At 59.8% G+C, this 18,341-nt stretch carries 16 protein-coding genes; 4 read left to right on the forward strand and 12 right to left on the reverse strand.

What is annotated here, in order from left to right:
• Positions 1-60: 60 nt before the first annotated feature.
• The 3 genes from guaB to IAI51_RS23345 all read right to left on the reverse strand — a co-directional run bounded on the left by guaB (position 61) and on the right by IAI51_RS23345 (position 3,052).
• Positions 61-1,530, reverse strand: a complete 1,470-nt coding sequence (gene guaB, locus IAI51_RS23335) for an IMP dehydrogenase (RefSeq protein WP_187680619.1) — start codon at positions 1,528-1,530, stop codon at positions 61-63.
• Positions 1,531-1,646: 116 nt separating this feature from the next.
• Entirely contained in the window at positions 1,647-2,195 is a 549-nt protein-coding gene (locus IAI51_RS23340) for a sugar ABC transporter ATPase (protein WP_187680620.1), read from the reverse strand.
• Positions 2,196-2,284: 89 nt separating this feature from the next.
• Positions 2,285-3,052: a sulfite exporter TauE/SafE family protein gene (locus tag IAI51_RS23345; RefSeq protein ID WP_187680621.1), complete on the reverse strand. Its 768-nt coding sequence runs from the start codon at positions 3,050-3,052 to the stop codon at positions 2,285-2,287.
• Positions 3,053-3,152: 100 nt separating this feature from the next.
• Between IAI51_RS23345 and IAI51_RS23350 the strand changes: the two genes are divergently transcribed.
• From IAI51_RS23350 to leuA, 4 genes are all read left to right on the forward strand, one after another.
• Positions 3,153-4,043 carry a LysR family transcriptional regulator gene (locus IAI51_RS23350; RefSeq protein ID WP_187680622.1) on the forward strand — a complete coding sequence of 297 codons (891 nt, stop codon included), beginning with the start codon at positions 3,153-3,155 and terminating at the stop codon, positions 4,041-4,043.
• 10 nt (positions 4,044-4,053) lie between these two features.
• A complete protein-coding gene (gene xseA / locus IAI51_RS23355) occupies positions 4,054-5,433 on the forward strand; it encodes an exodeoxyribonuclease VII large subunit (protein ID WP_187680623.1) in 1,380 nt (459 codons plus the stop codon).
• A gap of 3 nt (positions 5,434-5,436) precedes the next feature.
• Positions 5,437-6,258, forward strand: coding sequence for a M23 family metallopeptidase (locus IAI51_RS23360; protein ID WP_187680624.1), 822 nt, complete (start codon positions 5,437-5,439; stop codon positions 6,256-6,258).
• 464 nt (positions 6,259-6,722) lie between these two features.
• On the forward strand, positions 6,723-8,402 hold the full coding sequence (leuA, locus tag IAI51_RS23365; protein WP_187680625.1) for a 2-isopropylmalate synthase: 1,680 nt from the start codon (positions 6,723-6,725) through the stop codon (positions 8,400-8,402).
• 92 nt (positions 8,403-8,494) lie between these two features.
• On the opposite strand, the gene IAI51_RS23370 is transcribed toward leuA, so the two are convergent.
• From IAI51_RS23370 to pilW, 9 genes are all read right to left on the reverse strand, one after another.
• Positions 8,495-9,286, reverse strand: coding sequence for an amidohydrolase (locus IAI51_RS23370; protein ID WP_187680626.1), 792 nt, complete (start codon positions 9,284-9,286; stop codon positions 8,495-8,497).
• Positions 9,274-10,422, reverse strand: coding sequence for a pyridoxal phosphate-dependent aminotransferase (locus tag IAI51_RS23375; protein ID WP_187680627.1), 1,149 nt, complete (start codon positions 10,420-10,422; stop codon positions 9,274-9,276). Before IAI51_RS23375 ends, IAI51_RS23370 begins: the two co-directional genes overlap by 13 nt.
• 236 nt (positions 10,423-10,658) lie before the next feature.
• Positions 10,659-12,128, reverse strand: coding sequence for a ribosome biogenesis GTPase Der (gene der, locus IAI51_RS23380; protein ID WP_187680628.1), 1,470 nt, complete (start codon positions 12,126-12,128; stop codon positions 10,659-10,661).
• Between the two features lie 139 nt (positions 12,129-12,267).
• Positions 12,268-13,419 carry an outer membrane protein assembly factor BamB gene (bamB, locus tag IAI51_RS23385; RefSeq protein WP_187680629.1) on the reverse strand — a complete coding sequence of 384 codons (1,152 nt, stop codon included), beginning with the start codon at positions 13,417-13,419 and terminating at the stop codon, positions 12,268-12,270.
• Positions 13,412-14,053: a YfgM family protein gene (locus IAI51_RS23390; RefSeq protein ID WP_187680630.1), complete on the reverse strand. Its 642-nt coding sequence runs from the start codon at positions 14,051-14,053 to the stop codon at positions 13,412-13,414. The genes bamB and IAI51_RS23390 overlap by 8 nt, the downstream gene beginning before the upstream one ends.
• Positions 14,054-14,094: 41 nt before the next feature.
• On the reverse strand, positions 14,095-15,384 hold the full coding sequence (gene hisS, locus IAI51_RS23395; protein ID WP_187680631.1) for a histidine--tRNA ligase: 1,290 nt from the start codon (positions 15,382-15,384) through the stop codon (positions 14,095-14,097).
• 36 nt (positions 15,385-15,420) lie between these two features.
• Complete coding sequence (gene ispG, locus IAI51_RS23400; protein WP_095190527.1) at positions 15,421-16,530, reverse strand: flavodoxin-dependent (E)-4-hydroxy-3-methylbut-2-enyl-diphosphate synthase; 1,110 nt, start codon at positions 16,528-16,530, stop codon at positions 15,421-15,423.
• A 3-nt stretch (positions 16,531-16,533) separates the two neighbouring features.
• A complete protein-coding gene (locus IAI51_RS23405) occupies positions 16,534-17,577 on the reverse strand; it encodes a RodZ domain-containing protein (RefSeq protein WP_187680632.1) in 1,044 nt (347 codons plus the stop codon).
• Positions 17,577-18,335 (reverse strand): type IV pilus biogenesis/stability protein PilW, encoded by a 759-nt coding sequence (pilW, locus tag IAI51_RS23410; RefSeq protein ID WP_187680633.1) that lies wholly within the window; start codon positions 18,333-18,335, stop codon positions 17,577-17,579. Before pilW ends, IAI51_RS23405 begins: the two co-directional genes overlap by 1 nt.
• Positions 18,336-18,341 lie beyond the last annotated feature (6 nt).

Consider the following 18,341-nt stretch of genomic DNA (forward strand, 5'->3'; position numbering starts at 1 on the left):
TCAGAAACAACTCGGGGCTGAATATAACAGCCCCGGTTGCTTAGCTTGTTGCTTGAAGGCTCAACCTACGCGGTAGTTTGGCGCTTCTTTGGTGATCTGCACGTCGTGAACGTGGGACTCGGCCATGCCAGCGCCGGTGATCCGCACGAACTCAGGCTTGGTGCGCATTTCTTCGATGTCGGCGCTACCGGTGTAGCCCATCGAGGAACGCAGACCGCCCATCAACTGGTGAATGATCGCGCTCAGGGTGCCTTTGTACGGCACACGGCCTTCGATGCCTTCCGGAACGAGTTTCTCGGCGCCTGCCGAGGAGTCCTGGAAGTAACGGTCGGAAGAGCCTTGAGCCTGGGACATGGCGCCCAGCGACCCCATACCGCGATAAGCCTTGTACGAACGGCCCTGGAACAGTTCGATCTCGCCCGGCGCTTCTTCAGTACCGGCGAACATCGAGCCCATCATGACGCAGGAAGCACCGGCAACGATGGCCTTGGACAGGTCACCGGAGAAACGGATGCCGCCGTCGGCGATCAACGGTACGCCGGTGCCTTCAAGGGCAGCAGCAACGTTGGCGATGGCACTGATTTGCGGGACGCCGACACCGGCGACGATGCGGGTGGTGCAGATCGAGCCAGGGCCGATACCGACCTTGACCGCATCGGCGCCAGCTTCGGCCAGGGCCTTGGCGGCTGCGCCGGTGGCGATGTTGCCGCCGATCACCTGCACTTCAGGGAAATTCTGTTTAACCCAGCGAACGCGGTCGATCACGCCTTTGGAGTGACCGTGAGCGGTGTCGACCACCACCACGTCCACACCGGCATTGACCAGCGCGGCTACGCGGTCACCGGTGTCTTTACCGGTACCAACGGCAGCGCCAACGCGCAGACGACCTTGATCGTCCTTGCTGGCCAGCGGGTAGGCTTTGGCTTTTTCGATGTCTTTGACGGTCATCATGCCTTTGAGGGCAAACTTGTCATCGACGATCAGAACTTTTTCCAGACGGTGCTTGTGCAGCAGCTCGCGGACTTCGTTCTTGTCGGCGCCTTCGCGTACGGTGACCAGACGCTCTTTAGGCGTCATCACTTCACGGACGGTGGCATCCAGACGGGTTTCGAAACGCACGTCACGGGAAGTGACGATACCGACCAGGTCGCCATCGTGCAGTACCGGAACGCCGGAAATGTTGTGCATGCGGGTCAATTCGAACAGATCACGAACCGTGGCATCTGCCTCGATGGTAATCGGATCCTTGACGACGCCGGCTTCGAACTTCTTGACCTTGCGAACTTCGGCAGCTTGCTGCTCGATGGTCATGTTCTTGTGGATAATGCCGATGCCACCTTCCTGAGCCATGGCAATTGCCAGACGGGCTTCAGTAACGGTGTCCATTGCAGCAGAAACCAGAGGAATGTTCAGTTCGATGCCACGGGTAAGGCGGGTCTTGAGACTGACTTCGTTAGGAAGCACCTCGGAATAACCGGGCACTAGGAGAATGTCGTCGAATGTCAGAGCTTCTTGGCTGATACGCAGCATCGCGGGGGCTCCCGAGCGGGAAAATGGAAGCGCGCCATTATAGTCAGACACCCCCCGCTGTTCAACGTAAAACTCTGCTTAATATCAATGTTGCTGATGTACGGGAATCGCCGCGTCTACAGCTCCACCTTGACCCAAGAGACAGGTTGATCCAGCCAATCGGCGAATTCGTCGATAAAGCTCTGCTTGAACCCGGCTTCCAGCCAGTTGTTGAAGATGAACCCCAGGTTGGAGAACGCGCATTCCTGCAAGTACAGAAAGCCGTTGATGTCGTCTTCATGCCCGCATTCCGGGCAAGTGAAGTTGTCGGTGCGCCCTGGCATCCAGTCTTCCAGGCTTTCGAACAGCGCTTCACCAACTTCGCGGCGGCACTCGGCGCAACCAGCCTCTTCCAGAAATCCCTTGGCCGGGGTGTAGATGCAGCGCTTGGTGACGATTTCCAGGCCGTTGATCGGCTCGCCGAACGGCAACGCCTCAGGGTGCAACACCACGGCGCGGGCACCATCGGCAATAGCGTGTGCCATGCGGTTGCCAGTGCGGCCGCAGGTGGTCAGTTCTTCCTCGATGATGTTCTTGCGCACCAGCCAGCGCACGATCGCCCGGGCCCGGGGTTCGTGGACCGGCAGGGTGGAGATTTTCGGGACGATGATGCTTTGCGAATTCATGGAAAGTCCTGCGGTATGGCTTCTGACGCCTTCGCGAGCAAATCGAAGAGGCCCTAAAAACCGGCAGCTTAATCCCTGACGAAATCCGGTCAAGTACTCAAATAGCGCCCGATCAAGGCAATGCCGCTCGCCAGCACCAACCACGTCACCAGCCGCACAAACGCCTCGCGGGACAACCGCATGGTCAAGCGCCGCCCGATCCACAACCCCAGCGCCATGGCAGGCAACAGACACAGCGCCAGCATTAACAAGGGTAGTTCGGCATAAACACCGGCGATGGCGAACAGGCTCAAGCGCACCACCGTGCTGCAACTGATCAGCGCACTTTGCGTAGCCCGGGCCGAGTCTTTAGGCAGTCGGCTATTGAGATAGATCGCGTATAGAAAGCCACCACTGCCAAACAACGCTCCGAACAATCCGCCCACCGTCCCCATCGGCACCGCCCAGGCAGCTGACAGTTGTGCGGGCCGCGTTTTTACCCAGAGGCTGTAAACCGCATAAGCGCTGATAAACAGCCCCATCAATAGCAACAACAGATCGGATTTGAGATTGAGCAGAAAAATCACCCCCAACGTGCAACCAACCGCCATGCACGGCAGCAATCGCAGCAATTCGGGTTTCGCCACGTCCCGCCGCGAGGGCAGCAGATTGCCAAACGCCGCGACGAAATCCAGCAGCACCAGCAACGGCACAATCTTCGACAACGGCATGAACAGAATCAGAATCGGCCCCGCCACCAGCGCCGTGCCGAAACCGGCAATGCCAAACACGATATAGGCCAGCGCGATCGCCAATCCGATCACCGCCCAGCCCTCGGCACCCCACGCCCACTCACTCAGCAGCCCCACAACGCTCATCTCTCGACTTCCTTTATAAGCCTTTGATGACTTTAGCCACCGCCGAGGGTTGCGACTAATATCTTCAAAGTCGCCAACCCATCTCGAAAAGGCATATCTTGTGCTTTCAACCCGTCAACTGCGTTACTTCGTTGAAATCGCCGAATGCGGCAGCTTCAGTGCGGCGGCCGAGCGTTTGTTCATCGCGCAATCGGCACTGAGCCGCCAGATCAAAGACATGGAAACCCGTCTGCAAACCCCGCTGTTCGAGCGCACAGCACGCCAACCCCGACTCACGGCGGCGGGTGAAGCGTTGTTACCGCGAGCGCGCAATCTGCTGATTGAGCTGAACAAGGCCAGCACCATGGCCACCGAAGTCGGCCACGGTCAACTCGGCACATTGCGCTTGAGTCACTCAAGTACCGTACCGATCAGCGGGCGATTGCTGCGCGACATCAGCACTTACCTTGATCAGCAGCAAGGCGTGTCGCTGGACATCGGCAAACTGTCGTCGGAAGCGCAACTGGAGGAACTGGCCGAAGGTCGCCTCGATATCGGCCTGCTGCGTCTGCCGGTGTTGCGTCAGCCCGAGGGTATTCAGGTTACGCCCCTGTTTACTGAACGCTTGCTGCTAGCGGTGCCGGCGAGTCATCGGTTGGCTGACCTGAGAGTTGTCGAACTGGCGCAATTAAAAGACGAGCCGTTCATTTCGATCCCCCATCCGCAGCGCGGTGGCCTGAGCTATTTATGCGCCGACCTGTGCATGCGCCAGGGCTTCTTCCCGAAAGCAGCGAGAGTGATGTCGCGCAAAACCACGCAATTGCAGTTGATTCAGGCGGGGTTCGGCATCGCCCTGCTGCCCGAGTCGATGCAGGACATCGCACCGTCCGGCGTAAGATTTCTACCGCTGGCAGATTCAGATTGCCAAAGCACTGTGGCCCTCGCCTATCGGCAAAATCCGACACCGCTGGTGCAACACTTCCTCCAGACATTCACCGGCGAATGCCTTTAAACTGCGCCCCATGATTAAAGATCCCTTTGCAAGACTTGGCCTGGGCCGTGAAGTCCTGACCGTCAGCCAGCTCAACGGCCGCGCGCGGGTGTTGCTCGAAGACGTGTTCAGCAACATCTGGGTCGAAGGCGAAATCTCCAACCTCGCCCGCCCGGCGTCCGGCCACATCTATTTCACGCTCAAGGACAGCGGCGCGCAGGTGCGTTGCGCCTTGTTCCGTCAGAACGCTGCACGCGTACGTCAGGCGCTGAAAGACGGCTTGGCCGTGAAGGTTCGCGGCAAGGTCTCGCTGTTCGAAGGCCGTGGTGACTATCAACTGATTCTCGACACCGTGGAGCCGGCGGGTGACGGCGCGCTGCGTCTGGCCTTCGATGCGTTGAAGGAAAAGCTCAGCGCCGAAGGCCTGTTCAGCGCCGAACGCAAAGTGCCGCTGCCGGCGCATCCGCAACGCATCGGCATCATCAGTTCGCCGACTGGCGCGGTGATCCGCGACATCATCAGCGTGTTCCGCCGCCGTGCGCCGCAGGTTCAGTTGACGTTGATTCCGACTGCCGTGCAGGGCCGCGAAGCCACTGCGCAGATCGTCCGCGCCTTGAAAATGGCCGATGCCCGAGGATTTGACGCTCTTATCCTCGCCCGTGGCGGCGGCTCGCTGGAAGACCTCTGGTGTTTCAACGAAGAGGCCGTGGCCCGCGCAGTCGATGCTTGTGTGACACCGATTGTCAGCGCCGTCGGCCATGAAACCGACGTGTCGATCAGCGACTTCGTTGCCGACGTCCGCGCCCCCACGCCTTCCGCTGCCGCCGAGCTGCTCGCTCCCGATTCCAGCCACCTGATCCGTCAGGTCGAAAGCCTGCATCGCCGTTTGGTCATGCGCATGCGTGACCGTTTGATGCGCGATTGTCTTCGTCTGGAAGGCATGGCCCGGCGCCTGCGCCATCCCGGCGAGCGTCTGCGCCAGCAGGCTCAGCGTCTGGATGACCTCGACATGCGTATGCGCCGGGCCTTCGAGCGTCATCTCAATACTCGACGCGAACGCCTGATTCGCCTGGAAACCCGCCTCGCCGGGCAGCATCCGGGACGGCAACTGGCGATGTTGCGCCAGCGCCTCGACAGCCTCGCCGAACGTTTGCCGCGAGCGATGCGTGAAGGCCTGAAAAACCGTCGTCTGCAACTGCACAGTCAGATGCAGACGCTGCATGTGGTCAGCCCGCTGGCGACCCTTGGCCGTGGTTACAGCATTCTGCTGGATGAGCGCGGCAACGCGATCCGCAACGCCGCGCAGACCCACACCGGCCAGCGCCTGAAAGCCAAGCTCGGCGAAGGCGAACTGCAAGTGCGCGTCGAGGACAATCACCTGACGCCCGTCACCCTCTCTTTACTGGACTGATCCATGCCGCGTTTTCTGGCTCCATTGTTTTTACTCTGTCTGACCTTCAACGCCCACGCCGACAGTTACATCACCCGGCTGCTGAACAAACCGGTGCCGGGCGGCGTGGCGGTGGTTGATCTGGGCGCTGCCGCTCAAGCGCCGAAAGCCACCTATCAGGGCAAACCGGTGTTAGTGGTCAAAGAGCAGAACAACTGGCTGGCGATTGTCGGCGTGCCACTGACCGTCAAACCGGGATCGCAGCAAATCAGCAGTGGCGGGCGTAATCTGCCGTTCACGGTCGGCAACAAAAAATATCCGGAACAGCGCATTACCCTGAAGAACACCCAACAGGTCAATCCAAACCCGGCCAACCTCAAACGCATCGAAGGCGAACTGGCCGAGCAGATCAAGGCCTACCGCAGCTTCAGCCCGAACACGCCGAGCAACCTGTTGCTGGACAAACCGGTCAACGGGCCACTGTCGAGCAAGTTTGGTGTGCGCCGCTTCTTCAACGGCGAAGAGCGCAATCCGCACGCAGGCCTGGACTTCGCGGTGCCGGCAGGCACGCCAATCAAGACCCCGGCGGCGGGTAAGGTGATTCTGACCGGTAGCTACTTCTTCAACGGCAATACGGTGTTTGTCGACCACGGTCAGGGCTTTATCAGCATGTTCTGCCATATGTCGAAGATTGATGTGAAGGTGGGTGATCAAGTGGCGCGGGGGGCAGTGGTGGGCAAGGTCGGCTCGACTGGCCGGGCGACCGGGCCGCATATGCACTGGAATATCAGCCTGAATGATGCGCGGGTGGATCCGGCGATTTTCATTGGCGCGTTCCAGCCCTGATTTATTCAGTGAAGCTTCTGGCCTCATCGCGAGCAGGCTCACTCCTACAGTTGATCGTGTTCACAACACAACTCCCCTGTAGGAGTGAGCTTGCTCGCGATAGCGGCCTATTCCCCACCGCAAATACCGCTGAAACCCACCTCTTTCAATTGCGCCCCCATCAAACCCTGCGCAAAAATCCAGACACTCTCTGGCTTATCACACAATAAAATCGCGCAAACCCTCTCTTTTCGAGTATTCCTCTCAATTTTTTTCGACTGCTTGCCATCCTCCCCACCCGCGGTTAGGGTTGAAAGCATGAAAACCTCTCACACCCTTATTCAGCTTCGCCAGCACCGCAGCCTGTGCCTCGTCAGCGCACGACTGCCGGGCTGAATCGCTGCGCCTCGTCCCACGCTTTTCCAAGAACATTCGTTCCACCGGCAGGCCGCCTCTTTTCGGCCCAGACAATAAGGAATTTCCCGATGAGCATGCTCAAAGATCCGTCCTCCAAGTACCGCGCGTTCCCCGTCATCAATCTGCCGGATCGCACCTGGCCGTCGAAAACCATCGACGCCGCGCCGATCTGGTGCAGCTCCGACCTGCGTGACGGCAACCAGTCGCTGATCGAGCCGATGGATGCAGTGAAAAAGCTGCGCTTCTGGAAGACCCTGGTGCAAGTGGGCGTGAAGGAAATCGAGGCCTCGTTCCCGGCCGCATCGCAAACCGACTTCGACTTCGTCCGAACCTTGATCGAAGACGGCCACATCCCGGACGACACCACCATTCAGGTGCTGACCCAGGGTCGTGAAGATTTGATCGAGCGCACCTTCGAATCCCTGCGTGGTGCGAAGAAAGCCATCGTTCACCTGTACAACGCCACCTCGCCTTCTTTCCGTCGCATCGTCTTCAATCAGGACAAGGACGGCATCAAGGCCATCGCGGTCAACGCCGCCAAACTGTTCGTCAAATACGCAGCGATGCAGCCGGACACCGAGTGGACCTTTGAGTACTCGCCGGAAACCTTCAGCGCCACTGAGCTGGAGTTCGCCAAGGAAGTCTGTGACGCGGTGATCGAGGTCTGGAACCCGACGCCTGAACACAAGATGATCCTCAACCTGCCGGCCACCGTTGAGTGCGCGACCCCGAACATCTACGCCGACCAGATCGAATGGTTCGGCCGTAACATCAACCGTCGTGACAGCGTCATCATCAGCCTGCACACCCACAACGACCGTGGTACCGGCGTGGCTGCCACCGAGCTGGGCCTGATGGCAGGCGCCGACCGTGTCGAAGGCTGCCTGTTCGGCAACGGCGAGCGTACCGGTAACGTCGACCTCGTCACCGTCGCACTGAACATGTACACCCAAGGCCTCGACCCTCAACTGGACTTCTCCGACATCGACGGCGTGCGCAAAGTCGTCGAAGAGTGCAACCAGATCCAGGTTCACCCACGTCACCCGTACGTTGGCGACCTGGTCCACACCGCGTTCTCCGGCTCCCACCAGGATGCGATCCGCAAGGGCTTCTCCCAGCAGAAACCGGACGCTTTGTGGGAAGTGCCGTACTTGCCGATCGACCCGGCCGACATTGGCCGCAGCTACGAGGCGGTGATCCGCGTCAACAGCCAGTCGGGCAAGGGCGGCATCGCTTACTTGCTGGAGCAGGAGTACGGCATCAGCCTGCCGCGTCGCATGCAGATCGAGTTCAGCCAAGTCGTGCAGCGTGAAACCGACCGCCTGGGCCTGGAAATGACCGCCAAGCAGATTCACTCGCTGTTGATCAGTGAATACCTGCAAGCCAACACCCCGTACGCGCTGGTCAGCCATCGCCTGCAGGAAGAAAACGGCAACAGCGCCGTCGAAGTGGAAGTGGCGAGCAAGGGTCAGGGCGAAACCAACCTGCACTGGCGTGGCAAGGGCAACGGTGCGCTGGAAGCACTGGTGGCCGGCTTGCCGATTCCGGTGGAGATCATGGACTACAACGAACACGCGATCGGCGCGGGCACTAACGCCAAAGCAGCGGCTTACATCGAGCTGCGTGTAAATGGTGAACGTGCAGTACACGGCGTGGGCATCGATGAAAACATCACCACCGCCAGCTTCAAGGCGCTGTTCAGTGCACTGAACCGCTCGTTGAGCCAGCCGGAAGCGAAAGCGGCTTAATCGACTGCTGAAATGCAAAAGGCCCCGGAGTGCGAACTCCGGGGCCATTTTTGCGATCGTTCCCATGCTCCGCGTGGGAACGATCGGATGCCTCAAGTGAACTCGAAAGTATCCGCGTCCAGATTCGCCGGAAAACGCTCGCGATAAGCCGCCAGTGGCGCCGCTTCCAGCACAACCTTGAATACGCCATCAGCCTCCCCCGCCGCCAGCAACGTCTCACCCTGGAAATCCAGCACCTGACTGTCTCCCGTGTAGGCGAAACCCTTGCCATCGGTACCGACACGATTGACCGCCGCCACGTAGCAGAGGTTTTCGATGGCCCGGGCCGGCAACAGACGATTCCAGTGCAGACGACGCGCGCCGGGCCAGTTGGCGGTGTAGAGCAGCAGATCGGTGTCTTGCGCATCCCGGCTCCACACCGGGAAGCGCAGGTCATAGCAAATCAGCGGCCGAATCCGCCAGCCCTTGAGTTCGAACTGCACCTGGCGCTCGCCGGGGGTGTAATGGTTGTGCTCGCCGGCCATGCGGAACAGATGGCGCTTGTCGTAATGCAGCACTTCACCGTCGGGCCGCGCCCACAACAGGCGATTGCGATGGCTACCGTCGGCGGCCTGAATAATGACACTGCCGGTGATCACCGCGTTGAGCTTCGCCGACTGAACCCGCAGCCATTTGCTGGTCGGGCCGTTCTCGGCTTCGGCGAGGGTTTCTGATTCCATGGAAAAACCGGTGGTGAACATCTCCGGCAGGATAATCAGATCCGCCCCCCGCGCCTGCTCCAGCAACACATCGAAATGCTCGAGATTGGCCTGACGATCATGCCAGGCCAGGCTGGTCTGGATCAGCGCCAGATTGAGATCGGGCAACATACTCAGATCACGCATAGTTTTGCCGCCGCTTCGCGCAGCGTCTCCTCGCGTTTGGCAAAGCACAGACGCACCAGGCGCTGGCCTTCGGGTGGGCTCTGATAGAACACCGACACCGGAATGCTCGCCACGCCGTGTTCGCGGGTCATCCACATGGCCATCTCGACATCGTTCAGGTCGGGACGGATCTGCGAGTAATCGACCAGTTGGAAATAAGTACCGGTGACCCGGGTAAAGCTGAATCGCGACGGTGCCAGCAGATCGCAGAACAGATCGCGTTTGGCCTGATAGAAGCCCGGCAACTCTTCGACGTGCTCCGGGTGCTCGGCCATGTAATCAGCCAAGGCATATTGCAGCGGCGTGACGCCGCAGAAACTCACGTACTGATGCACTTTGCGCAATTCGGCAGTCAGCGCTGGCGGCGCGACAACATAACCGGTTTTCCAGCCAGTGACGTGATAGGTCTTGCCGAACGAGCTGACCACGAAGGCGCGTTGATACAGCTCTTCGTGAGCGAGCACGCTGACATGCGTCACGCCGTCGAATACCAGATGTTCATAAACTTCATCGCTGATCAGATAGATGTCGCGATCGCGGATCAATGCGGCCAGTTGATCCAGCTCGGCACGGCTGATCAGGGCACCGCTCGGGTTGTGCGGGGTGTTGAGGACGATCATTCGCGTGCGCGGCGTGATGGCAGCGCTGAGTTGCTCGAAATCGATGGAAAAGTCGTCGCTTGCCAACTGCACATGCACGCAGCGACCGCCGGCCAGCTCCGTTGCAGGCTCATAACTGTCGTAACACGGGTCGAAGACGATGACTTCGTCGCCGCTGTGGATAACTGCCTGAATCGCACAGAAGATCGCCTGGGTCGCTCCCGGCGTCACCGTCAGTTCGCTGTCAGCATCCACGCTCACGCCATAGCTGCGGACGATTTTTGCCGCGATCTGCTCGCGCAGCGCCGGCAGACCGGTCATCGGCGAATACTGGTTGTGGCCACTGGCAATATGCCGACCGACCGCATCGAGCAGGGACTGCGGGCCGTCGAAATCAGGAAAACCCTGGGACAGGTTGATGGCTCCGGTCTGCGCCGCGAGCTGAGACATCTGCGTGAAAATAGTGATGCCGACATTCGGCAGTTTACTGGTGATCATCGGGGGATCCCTGCTCAACACCCGGCTCTGACGACGGCGCGGGAGAGCCCGAGAATAGCCCATCCGGCGCCCATAAAAAAAGGGCGCCAACCGGCGCCCTTCTCTTTCAATGATCGTTCCCACGCTCTGCGTGGGAATGCAGCCTTGGACGCTCTGCGTCCGCAGCTTTTGTGACGCAGAGCGTCACGGGATACATTCCCACGCGGAGCATGGGAACGATCAAATGACCATCTCCATCACTTCTTGTCGCGGCGCTTCTTGTCGGCTTTCTTGGTGTGCGACATCATCCGACGCTTCCTGTTGACCTGGCGGTCGGTCAGCGTGTTTTTGTTGCCTTCGTACGGGTTCTCGCCGCCCTTGAACTCGATGCGGATCGGCGTACCGACCAGCTTCAGCACACGACGGTAAGTGTTCTCCAGATAGCGCACATACGACTTCGGTACTTTCTCGATCTGGTTACCGTGGATCACGATGATCGGCGGGTTTGCACCACCCAAGTGGGCGTAACGCAGCTTGATCCGGCGGTTGTTGACCATCGGTGGCGCGTGCTCCCCAACAGCGTCTTCCAGAATCTGGGTCAGACGGTTGGTCGGCCAGCGGGTGACCGCCGACTTGAACGAGTTCTGTACGGAAGCGTAGAGGTTGCCCACGCCAGTACCGTGCAGCGCCGAGATGAAGTGGATGTCGGCGTAGTCAACGAAGAACAGACGACGCTGCAGCTCGACCTTCACGAAGTCGCGTTCGCTCGGCGTCATGCCGTCCCACTTGTTGATCGCGATCACCAGCGCACGACCCGACTCGATGGCAAAGCCCAGCAGGTTGAGGTCGTGATCGACCACACCTTCGCGGGCGTCCATCACGAAGATCACCACGTTGGCGTCTTTGATCGCCTGCAGGGTTTTGACCACGGAGAATTTTTCGACTTCTTCGTGGATCTTGCCGCGCTTGCGCACACCGGCGGTGTCGATCAGCGTGTACTTCTCTTCATTCCGTTCGAACGGGATGTAGATACTGTCACGGGTGGTGCCGGGCTGGTCATAGACGATTACCCGGTCTTCACCGAGCATGCGGTTGACCAGGGTCGACTTGCCAACGTTCGGACGACCGATGATGGCGATCTTGATCCCGTCTTTTTCGCTTGGGCCAGGAATGCGCTTGGCTTCCTCGCCTTCGGCAACGAGTTCTTCTTCGCCGTCTTCCGGCTCTTCTTCGTCTCTCGGGAAATCACCCAGGGCGATTTCCAGCATCTGAGTGATGCCACGGCCGTGAGCACCCGCGATCGGAATCGCGTGCCCCATGCCCAACGGAGCAAATTCAGCGCGGGCCATTTCCGGGTCGATGTTGTCGACCTTGTTGGCAACCACGTAGGAGCGCTTGTTACGTTTGCGCAAGTGTTCGGCGATCATCTGGTCAGCGGCGGTAAAACCGGCCTTGGCATCTACCAGGAACAGCACAACATCTGCTTCTTCAATGGCCAGCAGCGACTGCTCGGCCATTTTTTCGTCCATACCGTGCTCGTCACCGGAGATACCACCGGTGTCGACCAGAATGTAGGAACGCCCTTGCCACTTGGCCTCACCGTACTGGCGATCACGGGTCAGACCGGACAAGTCGCCGACGATGGCGTCGCGAGTCCTGGTCAGGCGGTTGAACAAGGTGGATTTGCCGACGTTCGGTCGGCCCACCAGGGCGATTACGGGAACCATGCGGCTCTCCACTTCGTTATTTCAGAAAATACAAAAGCCGCTGCTAGGCAGCGGCTGGTGCTCGGGGCAACACTGTGGGGGCGAACAGGTTCACTCCCACAAGTGAAGCTGCCTGGGGTGTTATCCCCAAGCATAGTTGTTACTTGATGGTCAGGGCTTCCAGTTTGCCGCTGTTGCCATACACATAAATCGTGTCACCCACCACCAGCGGACGGGCACGCAGGCCGTCGCTGTCGATGCGCTCGCGGCCGACGAAACGACCGTCAACCTGACTTAGCAGATGCAGATAACCTTCCAGGTCACCCACAGCCACGTAGCTGGAGAACACTTCCGGAGCCGACAGTTGACGGCGAGCCAGCGAGTCGTTGCTCCACAGCGCGGTGGTGGAACGCTCGTCGACGCCTTCAACGGTGCCCGAAGACAGGCTCACGTAAACACTGCCGAAACCCTGAGCGATACCGGCGTAGCTCGACGCATCGCGCTGCCAGAGTTGACGACCGCTTTCCAAATCCAGTGCCGCAACGCGACCCTGATAGCTGGCAACGTACAGTGTGCCGCCGGAAAGCAGCAGACCGCCATCGATGTCTACAACGCGTTCCAGTTCCGAACGACCCTGTGGAATCGCGATGCGTTGTTCCCACACCGGTACGCCGTTGGAAATGTCCAGAGCGACCACTTTACCGGTCGACAGACCCGCCACCGCGAGGCGGTTGGTCACCAGCGGTGCACTGGTGCCACGCAGGGTAAGAACGGCCGGAGTGCTGTCATACACCCAGCGTTGAGTACCGGTGGAGGCATCCAGACCGATCAGACGATCGTCCTGAGTCTGCACCACCACCACGTCGCCGTTGTTGGCCGGCGGCGCGAGGACTTCGCTGTTCACGCGAGCACGCCACTTCTCTTCACCGTTGATGGTGTCCAGAGCGACGACTTCGCCACGCAGCGTACCGATCAGAACCAGACCGTAACCCACGCCAACGGCGCCGGAGACAGGCAGTTCGAGATCCTGTTTCCATTTCACGTCGCCGTTGCTGCGATCCATGGCCATCACCACGCCGGTCACATCGGCCGCGTAGATGGTGTCACCGTCGATCGCCGGCACCAGCATGTTGTAGGTTTCGCCCTGACCGTCACCGATCGAACGACTCCACTGCTTTTGCAGAACCACTTCTTCTTTGAAGTCGGTCAGCTCGGCCGGTGGCAATTCTTTTTTACTGTTGCTGCTGCAACCCGCGGCCAGAAGGGCCAGAGCCAGCAATGCTGCATGCTTCCAACGGATCACGTCACGCATCCCCTTTGGCCAGGTCGTCGAGCTTGATTTGAAGGCCACCGACCGCCGCTTCATCCGACAGTGCCGCCTTGGCTTTTTGATACGCCTTGTTCGCGTCATCGGTACGGCCCAGCTGCACCAGCAGGTCGCCCTTGAGTTCTTCGCGAGTGGCCTGGAATGCTTTGTCGGCATCGCCATCGAGCAGCTTCAGGGCGTCTTCGGCCTTGTTCTGCGCGCCCAGCACCTGCGCCAGACGCTGACGGGCGATTTCGCCCAGCGCCGGGTTGGCCGGTTTGTCGACGATGGCTTTCAGCTCGGTCGCCGCGTCATCCAGCTTGCCGCTGTCGACCGCAACCTTGGCCACGAACAGGCTGCCGTACTGCGCGTAGGCAGTGCCGCCGAACTCGCTGTTGAGCTTGCCGGCCAGATCCGCAACGCGGGCTGCGTCAGGCTTGCCGTCCGGGGTCAGCGTGGTTTCCAGCAGTTGCTGATAGAGCACCGAGGCGCCTTGCGACTGGTTGCCCTGATACTTGTGATAAGCCTGCCAGCCGAACACGATGACCAGCGCCAACAGGCCGCCGGTGACCAGAGGTTTGCCGTTGCGTGTCCACCAGTCCTTCAAATCCGCCAACTGTTCGTCTTCGGTACTCGACACCCCAATACTCCTTAATCGCTAAATCGGCTGTTAAGACAGCTTCAACCCTGCACGACGCAGGTGGCCAGGTGAGCGGCAAGCGCATCCCAGGCAATGCTTTGTTGTTCGCCCTGGCCACGCAGGGGTTTGAAACCTACCACTTGCTGGGCCATTTCGTCGTCACCCAGGATCAGTGCGTACAGCGCACCGCTCTTGTCGGCTTTCTTGAACTGGCTTTTGAAGCTGCCGGCGCCGGCATTGACTTGCAGACGCAGGTTTGGAAGCTGATCACGTACACGTTCGGCCAAGGCCAGACCCGCCAGCTCGGCTTCTTCACCGAAGGCGCAGAGATAGACATCGACCTGACGGGAGATTTCTTCCGGGATCTGCTCCAGGGTTTCTAGCATCAGCACCAGACGTTCGATGCCCATGGCGAAACCAACGCCGGTGGTCGGCTTGCCGCCCATCTGCTCGACCAGACCGTCGTAACGGCCGCCCGCGCAAACAGTGCCCTGGGCGCCGAGCTTGTCGGTGACCCATTCGAAAACGGTTTTGCTGTAGTAATCGAGGCCACGAACCAGCTTCGGGTTGAGCACGTAAGGAATGCCAACGGCATCCAGACGGGCCTTCAGGCCTTCAAAGTGGGTACGGGATTCGTCGTCGAGGTAATCCGCCATCTTCGGCGCATCAACCAGCACGGCCTGGGTGTCGGCATTTTTGGTGTCGAGCACGCGCAGCGGGTTGGTTTTCAGGCGACGCTGGCTGTCTTCGTCGAGCTTGTCGTGGTGCGCAGAGAGGTATTCGACCAGCGCTTCACGATAACGACCACGGGACTCGCTGGTGCCGAGGCTGTTGAGTTCGAGTTTGACCGCATCACGAATGCCCAGCTCGCCCCACAGGCGCCAGGTCATGATGATCAGCTCGGCATCGATGTCCGGACCGTCGAGGTTGAACACCTCCAGACCGATCTGGTGGAACTGACGATAACGGCCTTTCTGCGGACGCTCGTGGCGGAACATCGGGCCGATGTACCAGAGCTTCTGCACCTGGCCGCCGCCGGTGATGCCATGCTCGAGCACGGCACGCACGCACGCCGCGGTGCCTTCCGGACGCAGGGTCAGGGAGTCACCGTTGCGGTCTTCGAAGGTGTACATCTCTTTTTCAACGATGTCGGTCACTTCACCGATCGAGCGCTTGAACAGCTCGGTGAACTCGACGATCGGCATGCGGATTTGTTTGTAACCGTAGTTATCCAGCAGACGCGCGACCGTGCTCTCGAAATAACGCCACAGCGGAGTCTGTTCGGGCAGGATGTCGTTCATGCCACGGATGGCTTGCAATGACTTGCTCAATTTAAATCCTTAAATTCGTTCGGCTTTCAGTCAGGCTCAGCCGCGCGCGATAACCGCTGCGTCAGCTTCGACCTTCTCGGCCGCTTTCTGGCGGATCAGCCTTTCCAGCTCGTCCACCAGATTGTCATTCGTCAGTTTCTGCGACGGCTTGCCATCGATGTAAATCAGGTTTGGCGTACCGCCGGTCAAGCCGATATGGGCTTCCTTGGCTTCGCCGGGGCCGTTGACCACACAACCGATCACCGCGACATCCAGCGGCACCAGCAGGTCTTCAAGGCGCCCTTCCAGCTCGTTCATGGTCTTGACCACATCGAAGTTCTGCCGCGAGCAGCTCGGGCAGGCGATGAAGTTGATGCCACGGGAACGCAAATGCAAAGACTTGAGGATGTCGTAACCGACTTTCACTTCTTCGACCGGGTCGGCCGCCAGCGAGATGCGGATAGTATCGCCAATCCCCTCGGCGAGCAGCATACCTAGGCCCACGGCGGATTTCACTGTGCCCGAACGCAATCCACCGGCTTCGGTGATGCCCAGGTGCAGTGGCTGAACGATTTCTTTCGCCAGCAGACGGTAGGCTTCGACGGCCATGAACACGTCGGATGCCTTCACGCTGACCTTGAAGTCCTGGAAATTCAGGCGTTCGAGGTGCTCGACATGACGCAGGGCTGATTCAACCAGCGCAGCCGGGGTCGGCTCGCCGTATTTCTTTTGCAGGTCTTTTTCCAGGGAACCGGCGTTGACGCCGATGCGGATCGGGATCCCGCGATCACGGGCAGCATCAACCACGGCACGCACGCGGTCTTCACGGCCGATGTTACCCGGATTGATGCGCAGGCAGTCCACACCCAGTTCGGCTACGCGCAAGGCGATCTTGTAGTCGAAGTGGATGTCGGCAACCAACGGCACCTTGACCAGTTGCTTGATTCTGCCGAACGCCTCGGCGGCGTCCATGTCCGGCACCGAAACGCGGACAATGTCGACACCGGCGGCTTCCAGACGGTTGATCTGCGCCACGGTGGCGGCAACATCATTGGTGTCGCTGTTGGTCATGCTCTGCACAGCGATAGGCGCATCGCCGCCCACCGGTACGTTGCCGACCCAGATCTTGCGCGATTCGCGACGTTTGATTGGAGATTCGCCGTGCATGACTTATTGACCCAACTTCAGGCGAGCAGTCTCGCCACTGGTGAACGGAGCGATATCGACCGGCTGGCCGTTGTAGCTGACCTGTGCCGCGCGGGCCACGCCCAGACGCACGGCAAGAGGTGGTTTACCGCTAACGGAAACGTTATCGCCTTTGTGCTTCAGACCACTGAAAAGCACCTTGCCGCGGCCATCGGTGACCTGTGCCCAGCAATCGGCGGTGAACTGCAGTTGCACCTGACCTTCTCCGGCGAGCGGTGCGGTCGCTTCTGCGATTGGTGCAGGCGTCGCAGGAACAACCGGTGCGGTGACGGTCGGCGCTGGAGTGGCCGGCACGTTCGCAGCTGGGGTGACCGGAGTGGCGGCCACTGGCGCTGGCGTATGAACCGGTGCAGTTGGCGTTGCAACGGGAGCGGTCGGTGCCGCTGGAGTGGTTGCCGGAGCGGCAGGCTCGGCGCCGGTCGATTCAGCGGTAGTTTCCGATTGCGGCAGCGCCAGAGCGGTTGCGCCCTCGGCCTGATTTTCGGCGACGGCCTGATCTTCCGGCTCATCGATCGGGTGAATCTGCGTGGTGCCATCGGCGCCTTCGACTTCGACGTGCTCCGGAGCCAGGCTGGTCAAGTCTTTGGTGCGCTGCGAAGTCTGATCCTGCCACCAGACGAAACCACCGCCGATGACCGCGATCAGCAACAGCAGGCTGACGATACGCAAAATGGTGTGAGAAACACGCACCGGCTCTTCGATACGACCGAGCGCATGGACATTGCTGCCCTGGGAGTCGGTGCCGGTGGACTGGTCGAACTGTTGAACCAGAACGGTCTGATCCATGCCGAGCAACTTGGCATAGGCGCGAATGTAACCGCGAGCGAAGGTATGCCCCGGCAGCTTGTCGAAAGCGCCGGCTTCAAGATTACTCAGGGAAGTCACGGTGAGGTTGAGCTTGAGGGCCACTTCGGCCAGCGACCAGCCATTGCTTTCGCGTGCCTGGCGCAGGGTCTCACCGGGGTTAACGCGATTCGCTGCTACAACTTCGGGATGCGCCGCTTTCATCATTGCTCCGACAGGTATTGCTGATATTCCGGCGTACCGGGATAGAGTCGTTTTAATTGCAGGCCATAACTGGCGGCCTTGTCGCGATTTTCAAACACTTTTGCCAGCCGAACACCGAGCAATAGACTACGTGCATTTTGTTCGGTAAGCAGGCTGAAACGGTCGTAATAGTCACGTGCGGGCACATAATGCCTGTCTTCGAATGACAACTCAGCCATTTCGAGCAGCGCGCGCGGTTGTTGACGGTTCAGTCGCAGGGCTTTTTCCAGTTGCTGCTGCGCCAGATCGCGCTGCCCCAGCTTCGATGCGGTCATGCCGAGGTTTTCGAACACACGCGAACGCTCAGGATACAGGGTATCGGCGGCGGCCTGTTCAAAACGCTCGTAGGCTTCCTTGTAACGCTGTTCTTCGTAGAGAAAACTGCCGTAGTTGTTGAGGATGCGCGCATCGGAGGGGCGACCGGACAAGGCCTTGCGGAAGTGCTCGTCAGCCAGTTTCGGCTCCATTTCGGCCTGAAACACCAGCCCGAGGGCAGCATTGGCGTCAGGATCCGAGTCGTCCAGATCCAGCGCCTTCTTCAGCGGCACCTTGGCCCGCTCGGTCATGCCTTGCTGCAAGTATCCCAGCCCCAACTGCACATAGGCAGCGCGCGCCTCGTCGCGGCCCTTGCTGGTCTTCATCGGGTTGTAGTCACCCGACAGAACACAACCAGCACATAGGCTGGCCAGCAGCAACAGCAGCGCAAAGCGCAGGGACATAGAGAT

Origin of the sequence: Pseudomonas sp. N40(2020) (assembly GCF_014472415.1) — a bacterium.
Taxonomy (GTDB): domain Bacteria; phylum Pseudomonadota; class Gammaproteobacteria; order Pseudomonadales; family Pseudomonadaceae; genus Aquipseudomonas.